Raw genomic sequence first — 17,666 nt, forward strand, 5'->3', positions numbered from 1 at the left:
GCCCGGCTCACTGCTGCTGTTGTTGCTGCTGCTGTTCCTGGGCCTCGCGCTCGCCGGCAGGAGCCCGCTCGGCCAGAGCCTTCATCGACAGCTTCACGCGGCCCTTCTCGTCGGTCTCGAGCACCTTCACGCGCACGATCTGGCCCTCTTGCAGGTAGTCAGTGACCTTGGCCACACGCTCATGGGCGATCTGGCTGATGTGCAGCAGGCCGTCCTTGCCCGGCAGCAGGTTCACCAGCGCACCGAACTCGAGGATCTTGGTGATCGGGCCTTCGTAGATCTTGCCCACCTCGACTTCGGCGGTGATCTCCTCGATGCGCTTCCTGGCGATCTCGGCCTTCTCGCCATCGGTGGAGGCGATGGTGATGGTGCCGTCCTCGGCGATGTCGATCTGGGTGCCGGTCTCTTCCGTCAGGGCGCGGATGGTGGCGCCGCCCTTGCCGATCACGTCCCGGATCTTCTCCGGGTTGATCTTCATGGTGTACAGGCGCGGTGCGAACTGCGACACCTCGGTCTTGGCGCCACCGACCGCTTCGACCATCTTGCCCAGGATGTGCATGCGCGCTTCCTTGGCCTGCGCCAGCGCCACCTGCATGATCTCCTTGGTGATGCCTTGGATCTTGATGTCCATCTGCAAGGCCGTCACGCCCTCGGTCGTGCCGGCCACCTTGAAGTCCATGTCGCCGAGGTGGTCCTCGTCACCCAGGATGTCGGTGAGCACCGCGAAGCGGTTGCCTTCCTTGATCAGGCCCATGGCAATGCCGGCCACATGTGCCTTCAGGGGCACACCGGCGTCCATCAGGGCCAGGCAGCCGCCACAGACCGAGGCCATCGAGGACGATCCGTTGGACTCGGTCACCTCGGACACCACGCGCATGGCGTAGGCGAAGTCTTCCTTGGACGGCAGCACGGCAACCAAGGCGCGCTTGGCCAGGCGGCCATGGCCGATCTCGCGACGCTTGGGGCTTCCCACGCGGCCCGTCTCGCCGGTGGCGAACGGGGGCATGTTGTAGTGCAGCATGAAGCGGTCGGTAAACTCGCCGCCCAGCGCATCGATCTTCTGCGCGTCACGGTCGGTGCCCAGCGTGGCCACGGCCAGCGCCTGGGTTTCGCCGCGGGTGAACAGGGCCGAGCCGTGGGTGCGCGGCAACACGCTGGTGCGGATCTCGATGGGGCGCACGGTGCGGGTGTCACGGCCATCGATGCGAGGTTCGCCGGCCAGGATCTGGCTGCGCACGATGCGCGCTTCGATCTCGAACAGCAGGCCCTCGACCTTGACCTCGTCGAACTCGACGCCTTCGGCTGCCAGAGCCGACTTCACGGCGGCATAGGCTTCCCGGCAGGCCTGGGTACGGGCTTGCTTGGAACGGATCTGGTAGGCGGCACGCAGCTTGTCTTCAGCCAGGGCCGTGACCTTGGCGATGAAGGACTCGTCCTTGGGCGGCGGCTGCCAATCCCACTCAGGCTTGCCGGCCTGACGCACCAGTTCGTGGATGGCGTCGATCGCGATCTTGCCCTGTTCGTGGCCGAAGACCACGGCGCCAAGCATCACGTCCTCGGGCAGCTGGTCGGCCTCGGACTCGACCATCAGCACCGCGGCCTCGGTACCGGCCACCACGAGGTCCATGCGCGACTGCGTCTGCTGGGTCTTGCCCGGATTCAGGACGTATTCGCCATTGATGTAGCCCACGCGGGCTGCACCGATGGGGCCGTTGAAGGGAATGCCGGAGATGGACAGCGCCGCGCTGGTGGCAATCATCGCGGGGATGTCGGCGTCGACCTCGGGGTTGAGCGACAGCACGTGGACGACCACCTGCACTTCATTGAAGAAACCTTCAGGGAAAAGCGGGCGGATGGGGCGATCGATCAGGCGGGACGTCAGGGTCTCCAGTTCGCTGGGGCGACCTTCACGCTTGAAGAAGCTACCGGGGATCTTGCCGGCGGCATAGGTCTTCTCGATGTAGTCGACGGTCAACGGGAAGAAGTCCTGCCCCGCTTTCGCTGACTTGGCCGCCACCACAGTGGCCAGGACGACGGTGTCGTCCATGTTGACCACCACCGCACCGGTGGCCTGACGGGCGATTTCACCCGTCTCCATCGTGACGGTGTGCTGGCCCCATTGGAAGGTCTTGGTGATCTTGTTGAACATGCTCATGGCAGTCTCCAGTGATGTGCGCGCATGAGGTTGCGCGTGATACCCGAAGCCTCGTCACCGGAGCGGAGTGCCATTCCAGGGCGCCTGACCCGCAGGCGCATTGGAATGACACAGCAACCCCATTGCAGTGGCGCGGTCTCCGACAAAAAACAAGGAGCCTGTGCTGGGGTCCCAGACAGGCTCCTGGTCATCTCGGGGCGCTTACTTGCGCAGGCCGAGCTTCTGAATCAGCGCCGTGTAGCGGTCGGCGTCCTTGTCTTTCAGGTAGGCCAGCAGACGCTTGCGGCGGTTGACCATCTTCAGCAGGCCACGGCGACCATGATGGTCCTTCTTGTGGAGCTGGAAATGGGGAGTGAGTTCGTTGATGCGGGCGGTCAGCAGGGCCACCTGCACTTCGGGCGAGCCGGTGTCGGCGGTGCCGCGGGCGTGGGCCTTGATGATCTCGGCCTTGCTCAGATCTGCGATCGACATATCGTTCCTGGTGAATCGACCGCCCCGACGCGAGAGTGCCCCCTGGCGTCGGCAGCGGTTTCGTGGTTACTTGCGGTCGCGGGTGAAACCTCCCCACGCCGTGCCTGTTCTGCAGCGATGAACTGCAAAACCGCATGATTGTACACGACCTGTATGGATCGCCCGCTCAGGGGCGCTGCATCTGGCACTGATGCGGCTGTTCGGTGCGTGCCGCAGGCACGTGGCGCACCGTGACAAACCCATAGCCCGAGCCCTCGTTATCGAAGCGCACCCCCTCCCCGCCCGCCTTCTGCATCAGGCTCACGTAGAGCGGCTGGATGAACTGATGATCGGCCGCCCGCATGGTCCCGTGGTGAAAACCGCCCAGCCCCGCGCCGTCGTAACGGGCGCCCTCGAGGGCCCGAGCAACCGGCAGCGGATCGGTGGAGCCCGCGCGCTCGATGGCCGCGACCAGCATCTCAACCATGGCCTGCATGCGGGCATGCACGTAGTCATCGGCGGGACGGGGAAAGCGCTCGCGGAAGGCCGCATAGAACCGGTCAGAGGCGGCGCCCCCTACGTTGGGATGCCATTCGGCCACGGCCAGCACCTGGCCCACGCCCGCCTCCCCGATGGCCGCCGGCACGCCCAGCGCGTTGCCATAGAAGGTATAGAAGCGGGCCTTGAGGCCCACTTCGCGCGCTGCCTTGATCATCAGCGTCAGGTCGTTACCCCAGTTGCCCGTGACCACGGCCTGGGCGCCGGACGCCTTGATCTTGGCCACATACGGCAGGAAGTCCTTGATGCGCCCCATCGGGTGCAACTCTTCGCCGACGATCTTCAAGTCCGGCCGGCGCTGGGCCAGCATCTCGCGGCTCTTGCGCACCACATGCTGGCCGAAGCTGTAGTCCTGGCCGATGAGGTAGACACTGTCGACCGAACGGTCCTCGGCCAGCACGTCCATCAGGGCGGACAGACGCATGTCGGCGTGAGCATCGAAGCGGAAGTGCCAGAAGCTGCAGCGCTCGTTGGTGAGGATGGGGTCGACCGCGGAATAGTTCAGGAACAGCACGCGCCGCGCCGGGTCACGCTCGTTGTGCTTGTTGATGGCATCGATCAGGGCCGCTGCCGTCGCGGAACTGTTGCCCTGGGCCACGAAGGCAATGCGCTGGTCCACGGCAGAGCGCAGCATGGACAGGGCCTCCTCGGTGTTGCCCTTGCTGTCCAGGCGCACGATCTCCAGCGGGCGGGCACCACCGGGCAACTGCACCCCCCCGCGGGCGTTGACCCGTTCGGCAGCCCAGGCCAGGTTGCGATGCACCGCCTCGCCGGCATTCGCAAACGGACCCGACAGGCCCTCGATCAGGCCGATGCGCACGGGCTCAATGCGCGACTGAGCCGCCGCAGTGGTGATCAGACCCAAGGTGGCGGCCATCAAGGCCAAGCCGGTTCGCAAGGTGTTCTTGACAAGAGTTCTCATGTTCAGAAGGGCGTAACGGCCCGGTTGCGGATCGGGCGCGCATTGTGCCAGGGAAAACCCGGTGTGCGATCACCGCCCGACCGGCGGGTCAGGCTGCCGCCAGATCCCAGCGCGGAGCGATGTCGAAGGCATAGTCGCGGCGCGCCCGCTGCGGCTCCCGCTGAAGCCGCATGGCCGCCGCCAGGGCGATCATGGCCCCGTTGTCGGTGCACAGATGAAGCTCGGGGTAGTGCACCCGCCAGCCGCGGCGCTGCGCCTGGGCATCCAGCATCGCCCGCAGCCGTCGGTTTGCCCCGACGCCACCGGCGACGACCAGCCGGCTCAGGCCGGTCTGCTTCAGCGCTGCCAGCGATTTCTTCACCAGCACGTCCACGATGGCAGCCTGCGTGGAGGCGGCCAGATGCGCGCGGTCCTGCTCGCACACGCGGTCGCCAAGCTTGCGCACTTGAGTCCAGACGGCCGTCTTCAGCCCGGCAAAGGAGAAGTCCAGAGTGCCACTGTGCAGCAGCGGGCGCGGCAAGGTGAACACGTCGGGATCGCCGAATTCGGCCAGCCGGGCCAGGGCGGGCCCACCGGGATACCCCAGCCCCAGGAGCTTGGCCGACTTGTCGAAGGCTTCGCCGGCTGCATCGTCGATGGTCTCGCCCAGCAACTCGTAGCGGCCGACGTCTTCGACCCGCATGAGCTGGGTGTGGCCCCCGGACACCAGCAAGGCGACAAAAGGGAACTCGGGCGGGTCGGCCGACAGGAAGGGCGAGAGCAGGTGGCCTTCCAGGTGGTGCACGCCGACCACGGGGCGGTCCAGGGCGGCCCCCAGCGCACAGGCCAGGCCGGCCCCCACCAGCAGCGCTCCGGCCAGGCCGGGCCCGCGCGTGTAGGCGATGGTGTCAATGTCCTCCAGCCCGCAACCGGCCTGCGCCAGCACCTGACGTGTCAGGGGCAGCACGCGCCGGATGTGGTCGCGCGACGCCAGCTCCGGCACCACGCCGCCATAGGCCTGGTGCATGTCGATCTGGCTGTGCAGGGCATGGGCAAGCAAGCGTGGGGGGGCCGCCGGGCCCTCGGCACGCACCAAGGCCACGCCCGTCTCGTCGCAGGAGGATTCGATGCCTAGAACCAACATCCGGCCAGTGTATCGCCCTGGGGTTGTCCCGAAGTCTGGGCCGTTTTGGGGCAGCCTGTAACAACCTGGCACGATTTGTTAGCGCTTTGTCACAACTCCACCCTAGGGAATGCACGACACTGCGCCGAATTCCCTTCACAGGGAAGTGCACGGACGGTTAGCCTTGAAACCGTTCAGTTGCCGAAGATAGCGGCGATTCGACCGCACTGTCGTTTGGGATCATGAAGGAATACAAGCTTTCGGGGTGGCCTGAGCTGCCTCCCGCTTACCAACGCACCGCCTACCAGCGGATGTTGCACCAGATGTCCCAGGGCTTCGTCCCCCTGACGATGCTGGTGCGCGCCAGTGGCCTGGGTCGCGATGCGGTCCAGCACTTTCTGGCACAACTCAGCACCCGTGGCGTGCTGATCGAGCGCACCCCGCCGCGTGCGCCTCTGGGGGCCGGCATGGCCACCCGCTCGATGGCGTGGCTGCGCCGCACCCTGCGCGTCTGAGCTTCTCCGGCCCTTGCATGGCCCGATAGTTGCTGCGGGGCGGGCATGAGCCCGCCGACCGCCCTGCGCATTCTCATCGTCGCACCGGAAACGCTCACGCCCGACCCGGACGATGCCATCGCCGGATGGCAGGCTGAGCGCTCGCGCAGCCTGCGCATCGGGCTGCTGGAGGCAGGCTGCAACATCGTGGCCGTGCTCCCTGCCGACGTGTTCCTGCCCGAGCGGCTGGCCCAGATCCAGCCCGACATGATCATCGTGGATGCCGAGAGCGAGGCGCGCGACACGCTGGAGCACGTGGTGATGGCCACGCGTGATGCCCGCCGGCCCATCGTGCTCTTCACCGACGACGAGGACACGACCCACGTGCGAGATGCCATCGCGGCGGGCGTCAACGCCTACGTGGTGGCGGGCCTGGCACCGGAACGCGTCAAGCCGGTGCTGGAGGTGGCCATGGCTCGTTTCCAGCACGAGGAAGGCCTGCGGCGCGAACTGGCCGACGCCAGGACCCAATTGCAGGAGCGCAAGCTGGTCGATCGCGCCAAAGGCATCCTGATGACCCGCCAGGGCTGCTCGGAGGCCGAGGCCTACGCACGCTTGCGCAAGATGTCGATGGACAAGGGCTTGCGCCTGGCCGACCTGGCGCAGCGCCTGATCGACGCCAACGAGTTGCTGGCCTGAAGACCGGGTTCGCACCGGGATTGTGCGCCGCACCATGATTCATTAGGCACTGAGCGCGGCGCGCGCACCGCGCAGGGGCACCCCGGCCTGATTCTCGGCCCTTGGTCGCTGCCGCGGCCTGGCACGGCTCCTGCTTTGAGCTGTCTGCGCAGGTCAATGGTGACCGGCGCAAACGGCCCGCAGGCGTCAAGGACGACGCCCAGGCCCCAGGACGAAGGCGTCCCCACCGGTCTGTGAACGCAGGCCGTGTGAGGACGCCTTTTCTGTTTGGTGCTTCGATGAAATCAAGGACGCGACGCATGAAAGCCCACGACCTGCTCAAGGCCCGCCTGAGCCGCCGGACCCTGCTCAAGACCACGGCCGCTGCCAGCGCCACCGGGATGGTGCCAGGACTGCACACCGCCGTCTGGGCCCAGGGCTCGGACAAGCCCGAAAAGGAAGAGGTGCGGATCGGCTTCATCCCATTGACCGACTGCGCCTCCGTGGTGATGGCTTCGGTGCTGGGCATCGACAAGAAGCACGGCGTGAAGATCATCCCCACGAAGGAAGCCTCGTGGGCCGGTGTGCGCGACAAACTGGTCAACGGCGAGCTCGACATGGCGCACGTGCTGTGGGGACTGGTCTACGGCGTGCACGTGGGCGTGAGCGGCCCCAAGAAGGACATGGCCGTGCTGATGAACCTGAACCACAACGGTCAAGCCATCACACTGTCGAAGAAGCTCTCCGACAAGGGCGCCGTGGACGGGCCGACGCTTGCCAAGCTGATGGCGAGCGAGAAGCGTGAATACACCTTCGCGCAGACCTTCCCCACCGGTACGCACGCGATGTGGCTGTACTACTGGCTGGCCAGTGCGGGCATCAACCCCATGCGCGACGCCAAGGTCATCACCGTGCCCCCACCCCAGATGGTGGCCAACATGCGCGTGGGCAACATGGATGGCTACTGCGTGGGCGAGCCCTGGAACCACCGGGCCATTGCCGACGGCATCGGCATCACGGCCGCCACCACACAGGACATCTGGAAAGACCATCCCGAGAAGGCGCTGGGCACGACGGCCGAGTTCACCAAGAAGTTCCCCAACACCTGCCGCGCGGTGGTGGCAGCGATCCTCGAAGCCAGCAAGTGGATCGATGCCGGACTGCAGAACAAGCTGAAGATGGCCGAGATCGTGGCCGACCGCGCCTATGTGAACACCAGCGTGGACGTGATCAACCAGCGCATCCTGGGCCGCTACCAGAACGGCCTGGGCAAGACCTGGGACGACCCCAACCACATGAAGTTCTTCAACGATGGCGCGGTGAACTTCCCTTACCTGAGCGACGGCATGTGGTTCCTCACCCAGCACAAGCGCTGGGGTCTGATCAAGGAACACCCGAACTACCTGGAGGTGGCCCGTCAGATCAACCAGATCGACCTGTACAGGCAGGCCGCGTCGGCCGCGAAGGTGAACGTCCCGAAGGACATGCTGCGCTCCAGCAAGCTCATCGACGGGGTGGTCTGGGACGGGAAGGATCCGGCCAAGTACGCCGACAGTTTCAAGGTGAACGTCTGACACCCTCGCCCAGGAGAACATCATGGTCAGTGCCGTTTTTCACCCTTCCGTCGGTGAATCGCAGGTCGCAACACCGGCGGCTCCCCCAGCGCGCACCAAGCCGGCAATGCAGGCCCCGGCGGCGACCCAGCCGGCGCGCGTTCCCATCGACTGGCGCGGCTGGGCCCTCACCCTGCTGGCGCCGGTCTTCGGCGTGGCCCTGCTGATCGGCATCTGGGGACTGGCCACCGTCAACAGCACCAGCTTCCCCACGCCGGGCGCCACCTGGGAGGCCGCAGTCAAGCTCTTCGCCGACCCGTTCTACCGCAACGGGCCGAACGACCAGGGCATCGGCTGGAACGTGCTCTATTCGCTGGAACGCGTGGGCATGGGCTTCGGCCTGGCCGCTCTGGTGGGCATCCCGATGGGCTTCCTGATCGGTCGGTTTGCCATCGTCAACAGCATGTTCTCGCCCATCGTGAGCCTGCTGCGCCCAGTCTCCCCGCTGGCCTGGCTGCCCATTGGCCTGCTGGTGTTCAAGGCGGCCAACCCGGCGGCCATCTGGACCATCTTCATCTGCTCGATCTGGCCCATGATCATCAACACGGCGGTGGGCGTGCAGCGGGTGCCGCAGGACTACCTGAACGTGGCGCGCGTGCTCAACCTGTCGGAGTGGAAGGTGATCACCAAGATCCTGCTGCCCTCGGTGCTGCCCTACATGCTGACCGGTGTGCGCCTGTCGGTGGGCACGGCCTGGCTGGTGATCGTGGCCGCCGAGATGCTGACCGGCGGCGTGGGCATCGGCTTCTGGGTCTGGGACGAGTGGAACAACCTCAATGTGCAGCACATCCTGATCGCGATCTTCGTGATCGGCATCGTGGGCCTGCTGCTTGAACAAGCCCTCATCTTCATCGCCAAACGCTTCAGCTACGCCGAGTGAAAGGACGGATCATGACCCAGCATTTCATCCAGGTGCAGTCGGCCGAGATGGTCTTCCACACCAGGAAGGGCCGCTTTCACGCGCTGCGCGACATCCACCTCGACGTCGATCGCGGCGAGTTCGTGACGCTCATCGGTCACTCGGGCTGCGGCAAGTCGACGCTGCTCAACCTGATCGCGGGGCTGCTCAAGCCTACGGCGGGCGTGCTGCTGTGCGACAACCGCGAGATCCGCGAGCCCGGACCCGAACGGGCCGTGGTGTTCCAGAACCACTCGCTGCTGCCCTGGCTCACCTGCTTCGAGAACGTCTACCTGGCGGTGGACCGTGTGTTCGGTGGCAAGGAGTCGAAAGCACAACTGAAGGCGCGCACCCAGGCGGCGCTGGAACTGGTGGGGATGGGGCATGCCACCGCCAAGCGCCCGCACGAGATCTCGGGCGGCATGAAGCAGCGCGTGGGCATCGCCCGTGCGCTGGCCATGGAGCCCAAGGTGCTGCTGATGGACGAGCCGTTCGGCGCCCTGGATGCCCTCACCCGCGCCCACCTGCAGGACGAGCTGCTGAAGATCGTGGCCCGTACCCAGAGCACGGTCGTGATGGTGACGCACGATGTGGACGAGGCGGTGCTGCTGTCCGATCGCATCGTGATGATGACCAACGGACCGGCGGCCACCATCGGCGAGATCCTGCACGTGGACCTGGCACGCCCGCGCGACCGCGTGTCACTGGCCGAGGATGCCCGCTACATCGCCTGCCGCAAGGCGGTGCTGGACTTCCTCTACACCCGCCACGCTCATGTGGACCGGCTGGCCGCCTGACGGCCGGACCACCACCACAGCGCCACGCCGGCCGCAATCATCGGCAGGCACAGCCACTGGCCCATGCTGAGGTTCAGGGCCAGCAGGCCCAGGAAGCTGTCGGGCTCTCGGAAGTATTCCGCGATGAAGCGGAAGACCCCATAGCCCGCCAGGAAGGCCCCCGACACCTGGCCGGTGGCGCGGGGCTTGCGCGCGTACACCCACAGCAGCACGAACAGCAGCAGGCCCTCCAGCGCAAACTGGTACAGGGGCGACGGGTGGCGCGGGATGTCGGTGCCCGATTGCGGATACACCATGGCCCAGGGCAGGCTCGGGTCGGCCGCGCGGCCCCAGAGTTCGCCGTTGATGAAGTTGCCGATGCGGCCCGAGGCCAGGCCTGTCGGGACGCAGGGCGCGATCAGGTCGGTCACCTCGAGAAAGCGGCGCTTGCGCTGCCAGGCGAACAGCGCCATCGCGCCCATCACCCCGAGCAGGCCCCCGTGGAAGGCCATCCCGCCCTTCCATACGGCGAAGATCTCGAGCGGGTTTTCCGCGTAGTAGCCGGGCTTGTAGAACAGCACGTAGCCCAGGCGGCCGCCGATGATCACGCCCAGCACGCCGTAGAAGAGCAGGTCCTCGACATCGCGACGCGTCCAGCCGGTGTCGGCATAGGGCGGGCGCCCCACGCGGATCGAGGCCAGCCACAGGAAGAGGCCGAAGGCGACGAGGTAGGTCAGGCCATACCAATGGATGGCCACGGGCCCGATCTGCAGGGCCACGGGGTCGAACTGGGGATGCACGAGCATCAGGGAGTTTCCTTGTGGGAGGACAGCTCTGCAGCCGTCACATGATCGACAAAGCGGCGCACGACCGGGTGCTGCGGCAGCCGCCACACCAGGCTGGTCTCGCAAGCCAGGCCGGCATCCTCGACCGCCCGGTAGACGACCCCGGGACGTTGCAGCCGCGTGACCGATTCGGGCACCCAGGCCACGCCGATGCCGGCGGACACCAGGTTCACGATGGTCTGCATCTGGATGGCTTCCTGGGCGATGCGCGGTCCGGCCTGCCGGTCGCGATAGAACGCAAGCATCGCATCATAAAGCGAGGGGCTGATGACCCTCGGGAAGATCACCAGGGGCTCGCTCAGCACCGGCGTCGCCTTCACCCGCACCTGGGCCGCAAGCGGATGGTCGGCCGGCAGCGCCAGCACCAGGGGCTCGCCCAGCACCCGCACGGCGCCGAAGCCGCTCAGGCGGTCGCCCGGCGCGTGGAGCACAAACCCGGCGTCGATCTCGCCGGCCTCGAAGGCGGCCAGCTGCACGTCCAGCGTGGCCTCGCGCAGCGCCAGCTCCACCCCGGGATGGGCCTCACGGAAGGTCTTGAGCCAGCCGGGCAGCGGCCCGTAGCCGATGGTGGAGACAAAGCCCAGGCGCAGCCGCCCCAGCGTGCCCTGGGCGGCTGCGCGCGCCAGCGGCCCGAACTGCTCGGCCTCGGCCAGCAGGCGGCGGGCCTGCGGCAGCAGGGCCAGACCTGCCGGGCTGAGGGCCACCGAGCGCCGCGTGCGGTGGAACAGCTCGGCGCCCAGCAGGCTTTCGAGCTGGCGGATGCCCATGGTCAGCGGCGGCTGGGTCATGTGCAGACGTTCGGCGGCCCGGCCGAAATGCAGCTCCTCGGCCACCGCCACGAATTGCCTGAGATGGCGCAGCTCCAGCATTGATCTACCAGAAGAATCAGAATCGCTTGAAAGATATATTGGAATCGATTGTGCCAGCGCTGCATACTGCGCCCTGGCCGGCCGCCTGCCGCCCCTCCCCCACGACCCCCACCCCAAGGACGAGCCATGAGCTACAACCGCCGCTCGAAGAACATCACCGAAGGCGTTGCCCGCGCACCCAACCGTTCCATGTACTACGGCATGGGCTACCAGGAGTCGGACTTCGGCAAGCCCATGATCGGCGTGGCCAACGGCCACTCGACGATCACGCCCTGCAACTCCGGCCTGCAGCGCCTGGCCGACGCGGCCGTGGAAGGTCTCAAGGCCGCGGGCGCCAACCCCCAGATCTTCGGCACGCCCACCATCAGCGATGGCATGGCCATGGGCACCGAGGGCATGAAGTACTCGCTGGTGTCGCGCGAGGTGATCTCCGACTGTGTGGAAACCTGCGTGGGCGGGCAGTGGATGGACGGTGTCATCGTCATCGGCGGCTGCGACAAGAACATGCCCGGCGGCATGATGGGCATGCTGCGCGCCAACGTGCCCAGCCTCTACATCTACGGCGGCACCATCCTGCCAGGCCGCTACAAGGGCCAGGACCTCAACATCGTGAGCGTGTTCGAGGCCGTGGGCCAGTTCACCGCCGGCAAGATGAGCGAGGAGGACTTCTGCGAGATCGAGCGCCGCGCGATTCCCGGCAGCGGCTCCTGCGGCGGCATGTACACCGCCAACACGATGAGCTCGTCCTTCGAGGCCCTGGGCATGAGCCTGCCCTATTCGTCCACGATGGCCAACGTCGAAGACGAAGTGGTCGAGAACGTCAAGAAAGCCGCCGCCGTGCTGGTCGAAGCCGTCAAGAAGGACCTCAAGCCGCGCGACATCGTCACCAAGAAGGCCATCGAAAACGCCGTGGCGGTGATCATGGCCACCGGCGGCTCGACCAACGCAGTGCTGCACTACCTGGCCATCGCGCACGCGGCCGGGGTGGATTGGACGATCGACGATTTCGAGCGCATGCGCAAGAAGGTCCCCGTGCTGTGCGACCTCAAGCCCAGCGGCAAGTACCTGGCCATCGACCTGCATCGCGCCGGCGGCATCCCGGCCGTGATGAAGGAACTGCTCAAAGCCGGCCTGCTGCACGGCGACTGCATGACCATCACCGGCAAGACCGTGGCGGAGAACCTGGCCGACGTGCCTGAGCTCTCCCCCCACCAGGACGTGATCCGCCCGGTCAGCAAGCCCATTTATGCCCAGGGTCACCTGGCCATCCTGAAGGGCAACCTGGCCCCCGAGGGCTGCGTGGCCAAGATCACGGGCCTGAAGAACCCGCAGATCACGGGCCCGGCGCGCGTGTTCGATGATGAGCAATCAGCGCTGGCGGCCATCATGTCCAAGCAGATCCAGGCCGGGGATGTGATGGTGCTGCGCTACCTGGGCCCCAAGGGTGGACCGGGCATGCCCGAGATGCTGGCCCCCACAGGGGCGCTGATCGGCCAAGGGCTGGGCGAGTCGGTCGGACTGATCACCGACGGCCGTTTCTCGGGCGGGACCTGGGGCATGGTGGTGGGCCACGTGGCGCCCGAAGCCGCCGAAGGCGGCACCATCGCCCTGGTGAAGGAAGGCGACACCATCACCATCGACGCCCACACGCTGACGCTGCAGCTGCACGTCAGCGACGAGGAACTGGCCAAGCGCCGTGCGGCCTGGACCCCACCCGCCCCGCGCTACACCCGCGGCGTGCTGGCCAAGTTCGCGAAGCTGGCCAGCAGCGCCAGCTCCGGCGCCGTCCTCGACAAGTTCGAGTGAGCGGGCGTCAGATCTTGCGTTTACGGGGTTCCTGACCCAGAGCGGCCAAGTTCTTCTTGCGCCGCTCTTTCTTTTTCTCTTCCAGCTTGTCCATCTCACGTCGCTTGGTATAGCCCGAGGCGTCGGCCCAGGCCCACCACACCACCGCCAGCGCAAAGGGCGACAGAACGATCCACCACGACCATTCGGCCACGGCGCCGAACTCGGCGAGCTTCAGCAGGATCAGAAGGACACCCAGGATGATGAAATACATGCAGGACTCCACGGGCTTTGCGTCGGCCACGCGCCAGACGTCAACCCCAACGCCTAGAATTCGTTGACATCACTGTAAATCAACCCCACGAACGCCGAAAGGACGACATGAAGTCTCTTCTCGCTCTCGCCGCGCTGGCCTGTCTGAGCGCACCCGTGATGGCCAGCCAGCAACTGGCCCAGCAGAAAGCCTGCATGGCCTGCCACGCCGTTGACAAGAAACTCGTCGGTCCCTCGTACAAGGACATTGCCGCCAAGTACGCCGACCAGAAGGATGCTGTGGACAAGCTGGCCCAGAAGGTCATCAAGGGGGGTTCCGGCGTCTGGGGCCCGGTCCCGATGCCGGCCAACGCCTCCGTCAGTGAGGCAGACGCCAAGACCCTGGTGCAATGGATCCTGACCCACAAGTGATCCCGGCGCCGCAGTGCACCTGACATCGCACCCCGCTACGGCGGGGTGTTGTTTTTTCAGCGCTGCAGTTCGGCGGCCAGCCAGCCCCGCAGGCTGTTGAGGAAGGCCAGCCCTTGCGCCCGGGCGAGATCCTCGCGGCGCACCACCTGCTCGGCCACACGCCCCTCGCGCAGGGCCCGTGCCCGTCCGATGCCGCCCAGCAGACCGCACGACAGCGGCGGCGTCACCCAGCGGCCGTCGAGCTTCACCGCCACGTTGCCGCGGGTGAATTCGGTAAGCTCGCCCGATTCGTTCCAGAGCAAGGTGTCGAAGACCGCCGGATCGGTGGGCGCAAGAGCGTCGTAGTGCGCGCGCCGCGTGGTCTTGAAGCGAACGAACTCGCTGCGCGCATCGGCAAAGGGTTGGGCTGCCAATCGCACCCGTACCGGCTGTGCCATGGGGCCGAGCACAAAAGCTTCGGCACGACACGTCCCCAGGGCGTCGGCGAGCAGCCGCACTCGCCACACGCCTTGCGGATGGGTTGCGGCCACATGGGCCAGGGCATCGGCAGCAGCGCTTTCGTGCCAGGCGAAGCCGAAATGGCGGGCGGCAGCGGCCATGCGCGCCAGATGTTCGGTCGGGTGCAGCAGAACCCCCTCCTCCAGCCTCATCGTCTCGAGCAGCTCGAAGGGTGACTGCGCGCGCACCAGGAAAGCCTGCTTGCTGCGCCATTCAGCCCACTCGCCCGCTGCGTCGGCGTCGGCCGTGATGCCGCTGCCGATGCCGCAGCGCGCCTGGCCGCCGTCCACGCTGACGGTGCGGATGGGGACGTTGAACGTGGCTGAACCGTCAGGACGCACCACGCCCACGGCCCCGCAGTAGATGCCGCGCGGCCCCGCCTCGAGTTCGCGGATCCAGTGCATGGCCCGCAGCTTGGGCGCCCCCGTGACCGAGCCGCAGGGAAAGAGCGCCCGGAAGATGTCGACCAGGCCAACCCCGTGGCGTACCCGTGCGGTGACGTCGGAGGTCATCTGCCACACGGTGGGCAGGGCCTGCGTGTGGAAGAGCCGGGGCACCTGGACGCCGTGGGGCTGCGCCACCCGCGAGAGATCGTTGCGGATCAGGTCCACGATCATCAGGTTTTCGGCGCGCTCCTTGTCGCTGGTACGCAGGTGCTCGGCACGGCGCGCGTCCAGCTGCGGATCCGCCTCCCGCGCCGCCGTGCCCTTCATGGGGCGCGACAGCAGCTGTGGGCCGCGCCAATCAAAGAAGAGTTCGGGGGACACCGACAGCACCTGCTGGGCGCCTGTGTCGAGGTAGGCGGCATATCCGTCCGGCTGGGCGCGGTGCAGCGCATGGAACAGCCCACGGGGATTGCCTGCAAAGGCGCTGCGCCACGGTGCGGTGAAGTTGATCTGGTAGACCTCGCCATCGGCGATGGCCGCGTGGATGCGGTCGATGGCCAGCTCGAATGCAGTCCGGTCGATCCCCCCGCTCCATGACAGCGGCTCATAGGGAAGGTCCGAAAGCGCCGGCCAGGGCTGGGTCTGGTCGAAGACGGCGAACCACGCCAGCGGCCCATCTGCCGGATGGACGACCATTCCGGCATCGAAGGCCGGAGCCGCCTCGTAGGCGACGAAGCCCACGCACCATCGGCCCCGCCGCGCCTCGGCCTCGACCCGTTCCAGCACCGACGGCACCTCGTCCAGGCGGCGCGTCTGCAGCACCGTGAGCGGGTCGAAAAAGGCGAGGCGCTCCCGCGACGCCCCCTCGACGGGCGCGATGAAGTCGATCAGGGCGGTGGGGGCAGGCACGGGCGCAAGACGGGGACGGCGGATGGGGCCGCCAGTCTAGCGCCCGCGAAAGGCCTCAGTTGGCCTGTGACAACTGCTCAAGGATGGCCGGGTTCTCCAGGGTGCTGGTGTCCTGGGTGATGGCTTCGCCCTTGGCGATCGAGCGCAGCAGGCGGCGCATGATCTTGCCCGAGCGGGTCTTGGGCAGGTTGTCGCCGAAGCGGATGTCCTTGGGCTTGGCGATCGGGCCGATCTCCTTGCCCACCCAGTTGCGCAGTTCGGCAGCGATCTTCTTCGCCTCCTCGCCAGTGGGACGCGGACGCTTGAGCACCACGAAGGCGCAGATGGCTTCACCGGTGGTGTCGTCCGGACGGCCCACCACCGCGGCTTCGGCGACCAGTTCGGTGCAGCTCACCAGGGCGGACTCGATTTCCATCGTGCCCATGCGGTGGCCCGAGACATTGAGCACGTCGTCGATCCGCCCGGTGATGGTGAAGTAGCCCGTCCTGGCGTCGCGGATGGCACCGTCGCCGGCCAGGTAGTAGCCCTTGAGTTCGGGCGGGTAGTAGCTCTTCTTGAAACGCTCCGGGTCGCCCCAGATGGTGCGGATCATGCTGGGCCAGGGTTTCTTGACCACCAGGATGCCACCCTGGCCGTTGGGCACGTCATTGCCGGTTTCATCGACGATGGCAGCCTGGATGCCCGGGAAAGGCAGCGTGCACGAGCCCGGCACCAAGGGCGTGGCGCCTGGCAGCGGGGTGATCATGTGGCCGCCCGTTTCGGTCTGCCAGAAGGTGTCGACGATCGGGCAGCGCCCGCCCCCCACGTTGGCGTGATACCACTCCCAGGCCGCCGGGTTGATGGGCTCGCCCACCGAGCCGAGGATGCGCAGGCTGGAGAGGTCATAGCGCTTCGGATGGACCGCCTCGTTGCTCTCGGCCGCCTTGATGAGCGAGCGGATGGCCGTGGGTGCGGTGTAGAAGATGGTGACCTTGTGGTCCTGGATCATGCGCCAGAAACGGCCGGCGTCCGGGAAGGTGGGCACGCCCTCGAAGACGATTTCGGTGCCACCCAGCGCCAGGGGGCCATAGGTGATGTAGGTGTGGCCGGTGACCCAGCCGATGTCGGCCGTGCACCAGAAAATGTCGTTGTCCTTCAGGTCGAAGGTCCACTTGGTGGTGAGCGCGGCATGCAGCAGATAGCCGCCGGTGCTGTGCTGCACGCCCTTGGGCTTGCCGGTGGAGCCCGAGGTGTAGAGCAGGAAGAGCGGATGCTCGGCCTCGACCCATTCCGGCTCACAGGTGGCCGGCTGGTTCTGCGTGACCTCGTGCAGCCACGCATCGCGGGCGGGGTCGAAGGCCACGTTGCCGCCGGTGCGGCGGTACACGATGACCTTGCGGATGGTCTCGCAGCCCCCCAGCCCCAGCGCCTCGTCGACGATGGCCTTGAGCGGCAGCTGCTTGCCGCCGCGGACCTGCTCGTCGGCCGTGAGCACCATCACGGCACCGGCATCCTGGATGCGGTCGCGCAGCGACTGGGCTGAAAACCCACCGAAAACGACGGAATGGGTGGCGCCGATGCGGGCGCAGGCCTGCATGGCCACCACGCCCTCGACCGACATGGGCATGTAGATCACCACGCGGTCGCCCTTCTTCACCCCCTGGGCCTTGAGCGCATTGGCCAGGCGGCAGGTGCGCTCGAGCAGCTCGCGGTAAGTGACCCGCGTGACCTGGCCGTTGTCGGCCTCGAAGATGATGGCCACCTTGTCGCCCAACCCCCGCTCGACGTTGCGGTCCAGGCAGTTGTAGGAGACGTTGAGCGTGCCGTCCTCGAACCACTTGTAGAAGGGGGCATTGCTGGCGTTGAGCACCTTGGTGAAAGGCTGCTTCCAGGTGACCAGTTCGCGGGCCAGTCGGGCCCAGAACCCCTCGTAGTCGGCCTCAGCCTCGGCGCACAGCTTGTCGTAGGCCGCCATGCCGGACACGTGGGCGCCGGCAACGATCTGGGCAGGCGGGGGATAGAGCTTGCTCTCCTGGTCGGACATGGGATGTCTCCTGTCGGTGGT

General features: G+C 66.7%; 16 protein-coding genes. 7 read left to right on the plus strand and 9 right to left on the minus strand.

What is annotated here, in order from left to right:
* Window positions 1-7: 7 nt before the first annotated feature.
* The 4 genes from pnp to tsaD all read right to left on the minus strand — a co-directional run bounded on the left by pnp (window position 8) and on the right by tsaD (window position 5,208).
* Window positions 8-2,155, minus strand: coding sequence for a polyribonucleotide nucleotidyltransferase (pnp, locus tag C1704_RS10665; protein WP_104302716.1), 2,148 nt, complete (start codon window positions 2,153-2,155; stop codon window positions 8-10).
* A 201-nt stretch (window positions 2,156-2,356) separates the two neighbouring features.
* Entirely contained in the window at window positions 2,357-2,626 is a 270-nt protein-coding gene (gene rpsO / locus C1704_RS10670; protein ID WP_104302717.1) for a 30S ribosomal protein S15, read from the minus strand.
* A 166-nt stretch (window positions 2,627-2,792) separates the two neighbouring features.
* Window positions 2,793-4,085: a branched-chain amino acid ABC transporter substrate-binding protein gene (locus C1704_RS10675; protein WP_104302718.1), complete on the minus strand. Its 1,293-nt coding sequence runs from the start codon at window positions 4,083-4,085 to the stop codon at window positions 2,793-2,795.
* A gap of 88 nt (window positions 4,086-4,173) precedes the next feature.
* Window positions 4,174-5,208, minus strand: a complete 1,035-nt coding sequence (tsaD, locus tag C1704_RS10680; protein WP_104302719.1) for a tRNA (adenosine(37)-N6)-threonylcarbamoyltransferase complex transferase subunit TsaD — start codon at window positions 5,206-5,208, stop codon at window positions 4,174-4,176.
* A gap of 221 nt (window positions 5,209-5,429) precedes the next feature.
* Here tsaD and C1704_RS10685 point away from each other — a divergent pair, with 221 nt between their 5' ends.
* The 5 genes from C1704_RS10685 to C1704_RS10705 all read left to right on the plus strand — a co-directional run bounded on the left by C1704_RS10685 (window position 5,430) and on the right by C1704_RS10705 (window position 9,667).
* On the plus strand, window positions 5,430-5,702 hold the full coding sequence (locus C1704_RS10685) for a hypothetical protein (protein WP_104302720.1): 273 nt from the start codon (window positions 5,430-5,432) through the stop codon (window positions 5,700-5,702).
* A gap of 45 nt (window positions 5,703-5,747) precedes the next feature.
* Window positions 5,748-6,380: an ANTAR domain-containing response regulator gene (locus C1704_RS10690; protein WP_104302721.1), complete on the plus strand. Its 633-nt coding sequence runs from the start codon at window positions 5,748-5,750 to the stop codon at window positions 6,378-6,380.
* Window positions 6,381-6,679: 299 nt separating this feature from the next.
* Window positions 6,680-7,933 carry a CmpA/NrtA family ABC transporter substrate-binding protein gene (locus C1704_RS10695; RefSeq protein WP_104302722.1) on the plus strand — a complete coding sequence of 418 codons (1,254 nt, stop codon included), beginning with the start codon at window positions 6,680-6,682 and terminating at the stop codon, window positions 7,931-7,933.
* 22 nt (window positions 7,934-7,955) lie between these two features.
* Complete coding sequence (ntrB, locus tag C1704_RS10700) at window positions 7,956-8,852, plus strand: nitrate ABC transporter permease (RefSeq protein ID WP_104302723.1); 897 nt, start codon at window positions 7,956-7,958, stop codon at window positions 8,850-8,852.
* A gap of 11 nt (window positions 8,853-8,863) precedes the next feature.
* Window positions 8,864-9,667 (plus strand): ABC transporter ATP-binding protein, encoded by an 804-nt coding sequence (locus C1704_RS10705; protein ID WP_104302724.1) that lies wholly within the window; start codon window positions 8,864-8,866, stop codon window positions 9,665-9,667.
* Here the strand turns inward: C1704_RS10705 and lgt are convergent.
* Together lgt and C1704_RS10715 are read right to left on the minus strand one after the other, a co-directional pair.
* Window positions 9,643-10,452, minus strand: a complete 810-nt coding sequence (gene lgt, locus C1704_RS10710) for a prolipoprotein diacylglyceryl transferase (protein WP_104302725.1) — start codon at window positions 10,450-10,452, stop codon at window positions 9,643-9,645. The genes C1704_RS10705 and lgt overlap by 25 nt on opposite strands.
* Window positions 10,452-11,360, minus strand: coding sequence for a LysR family transcriptional regulator (locus tag C1704_RS10715; RefSeq protein WP_104302726.1), 909 nt, complete (start codon window positions 11,358-11,360; stop codon window positions 10,452-10,454). The genes lgt and C1704_RS10715 overlap by 1 nt, the downstream gene beginning before the upstream one ends.
* Window positions 11,361-11,486: 126 nt before the next feature.
* Between C1704_RS10715 and ilvD the strand changes: the two genes are divergently transcribed.
* On the plus strand, window positions 11,487-13,166 hold the full coding sequence (gene ilvD, locus C1704_RS10720; RefSeq protein WP_104302727.1) for a dihydroxy-acid dehydratase: 1,680 nt from the start codon (window positions 11,487-11,489) through the stop codon (window positions 13,164-13,166).
* A gap of 7 nt (window positions 13,167-13,173) precedes the next feature.
* Here the strand turns inward: ilvD and C1704_RS10725 are convergent, their stop codons facing one another.
* Window positions 13,174-13,419 carry a TIGR04438 family Trp-rich protein gene (locus C1704_RS10725; RefSeq protein ID WP_104302728.1) on the minus strand — a complete coding sequence of 82 codons (246 nt, stop codon included), beginning with the start codon at window positions 13,417-13,419 and terminating at the stop codon, window positions 13,174-13,176.
* A 107-nt stretch (window positions 13,420-13,526) separates the two neighbouring features.
* On the opposite strand from C1704_RS10725, the gene C1704_RS10730 reads away from it, so the two are divergent.
* Window positions 13,527-13,829, plus strand: a complete 303-nt coding sequence (locus tag C1704_RS10730; RefSeq protein ID WP_104302729.1) for a c-type cytochrome — start codon at window positions 13,527-13,529, stop codon at window positions 13,827-13,829.
* A 56-nt stretch (window positions 13,830-13,885) separates the two neighbouring features.
* On the opposite strand, the gene pabB is transcribed toward C1704_RS10730, so the two are convergent.
* Together pabB and acs are read right to left on the minus strand one after the other, a co-directional pair.
* Complete coding sequence (gene pabB, locus C1704_RS10735) at window positions 13,886-15,622, minus strand: aminodeoxychorismate synthase component I (RefSeq protein WP_104302730.1); 1,737 nt, start codon at window positions 15,620-15,622, stop codon at window positions 13,886-13,888.
* A gap of 55 nt (window positions 15,623-15,677) precedes the next feature.
* A complete protein-coding gene (gene acs, locus C1704_RS10740; protein ID WP_104302731.1) occupies window positions 15,678-17,645 on the minus strand; it encodes an acetate--CoA ligase in 1,968 nt (655 codons plus the stop codon).
* Window positions 17,646-17,666: the final 21 nt, after the last annotated feature.

Origin of the sequence: Caldimonas caldifontis, assembly GCF_002930615.1 — a bacterium.
Classification (GTDB): Bacteria; Pseudomonadota; Gammaproteobacteria; order Burkholderiales; family Burkholderiaceae_C; genus Caldimonas; species Caldimonas caldifontis.

What these genes read in the sequence shown, in the direction of transcription:
- tsaD (WP_104302719.1), bottom strand. Translation starts at nt 5,208, where the DNA reads ATGTTGGTTCTAGGCATCGAATCCTCCTGCGACGAGACGGGCGTGGCC.
- C1704_RS10725 (WP_104302728.1), bottom strand. Translation starts at nt 13,419, where the DNA reads ATGTATTTCATCATCCTGGGTGTCCTTCTGATCCTGCTGAAGCTCGCC.
- pnp (WP_104302716.1), bottom strand. Translation starts at nt 2,155, where the DNA reads ATGAGCATGTTCAACAAGATCACCAAGACCTTCCAATGGGGCCAGCAC.
- ntrB (WP_104302723.1), top strand. Translation starts at nt 7,956, where the DNA reads ATGGTCAGTGCCGTTTTTCACCCTTCCGTCGGTGAATCGCAGGTCGCA.
- C1704_RS10715 (WP_104302726.1), bottom strand. Translation starts at nt 11,360, where the DNA reads ATGCTGGAGCTGCGCCATCTCAGGCAATTCGTGGCGGTGGCCGAGGAG.
- acs (WP_104302731.1), bottom strand. Translation starts at nt 17,645, where the DNA reads ATGTCCGACCAGGAGAGCAAGCTCTATCCCCCGCCTGCCCAGATCGTT.
- C1704_RS10685 (WP_104302720.1), top strand. Translation starts at nt 5,430, where the DNA reads ATGAAGGAATACAAGCTTTCGGGGTGGCCTGAGCTGCCTCCCGCTTAC.
- C1704_RS10690 (WP_104302721.1), top strand. Translation starts at nt 5,748, where the DNA reads ATGAGCCCGCCGACCGCCCTGCGCATTCTCATCGTCGCACCGGAAACG.
- C1704_RS10730 (WP_104302729.1), top strand. Translation starts at nt 13,527, where the DNA reads ATGAAGTCTCTTCTCGCTCTCGCCGCGCTGGCCTGTCTGAGCGCACCC.
- C1704_RS10675 (WP_104302718.1), bottom strand. Translation starts at nt 4,085, where the DNA reads ATGAGAACTCTTGTCAAGAACACCTTGCGAACCGGCTTGGCCTTGATG.
- ilvD (WP_104302727.1), top strand. Translation starts at nt 11,487, where the DNA reads ATGAGCTACAACCGCCGCTCGAAGAACATCACCGAAGGCGTTGCCCGC.
- lgt (WP_104302725.1), bottom strand. Translation starts at nt 10,452, where the DNA reads ATGCTCGTGCATCCCCAGTTCGACCCCGTGGCCCTGCAGATCGGGCCC.
- C1704_RS10695 (WP_104302722.1), top strand. Translation starts at nt 6,680, where the DNA reads ATGAAAGCCCACGACCTGCTCAAGGCCCGCCTGAGCCGCCGGACCCTG.
- C1704_RS10705 (WP_104302724.1), top strand. Translation starts at nt 8,864, where the DNA reads ATGACCCAGCATTTCATCCAGGTGCAGTCGGCCGAGATGGTCTTCCAC.
- rpsO (WP_104302717.1), bottom strand. Translation starts at nt 2,626, where the DNA reads ATGTCGATCGCAGATCTGAGCAAGGCCGAGATCATCAAGGCCCACGCC.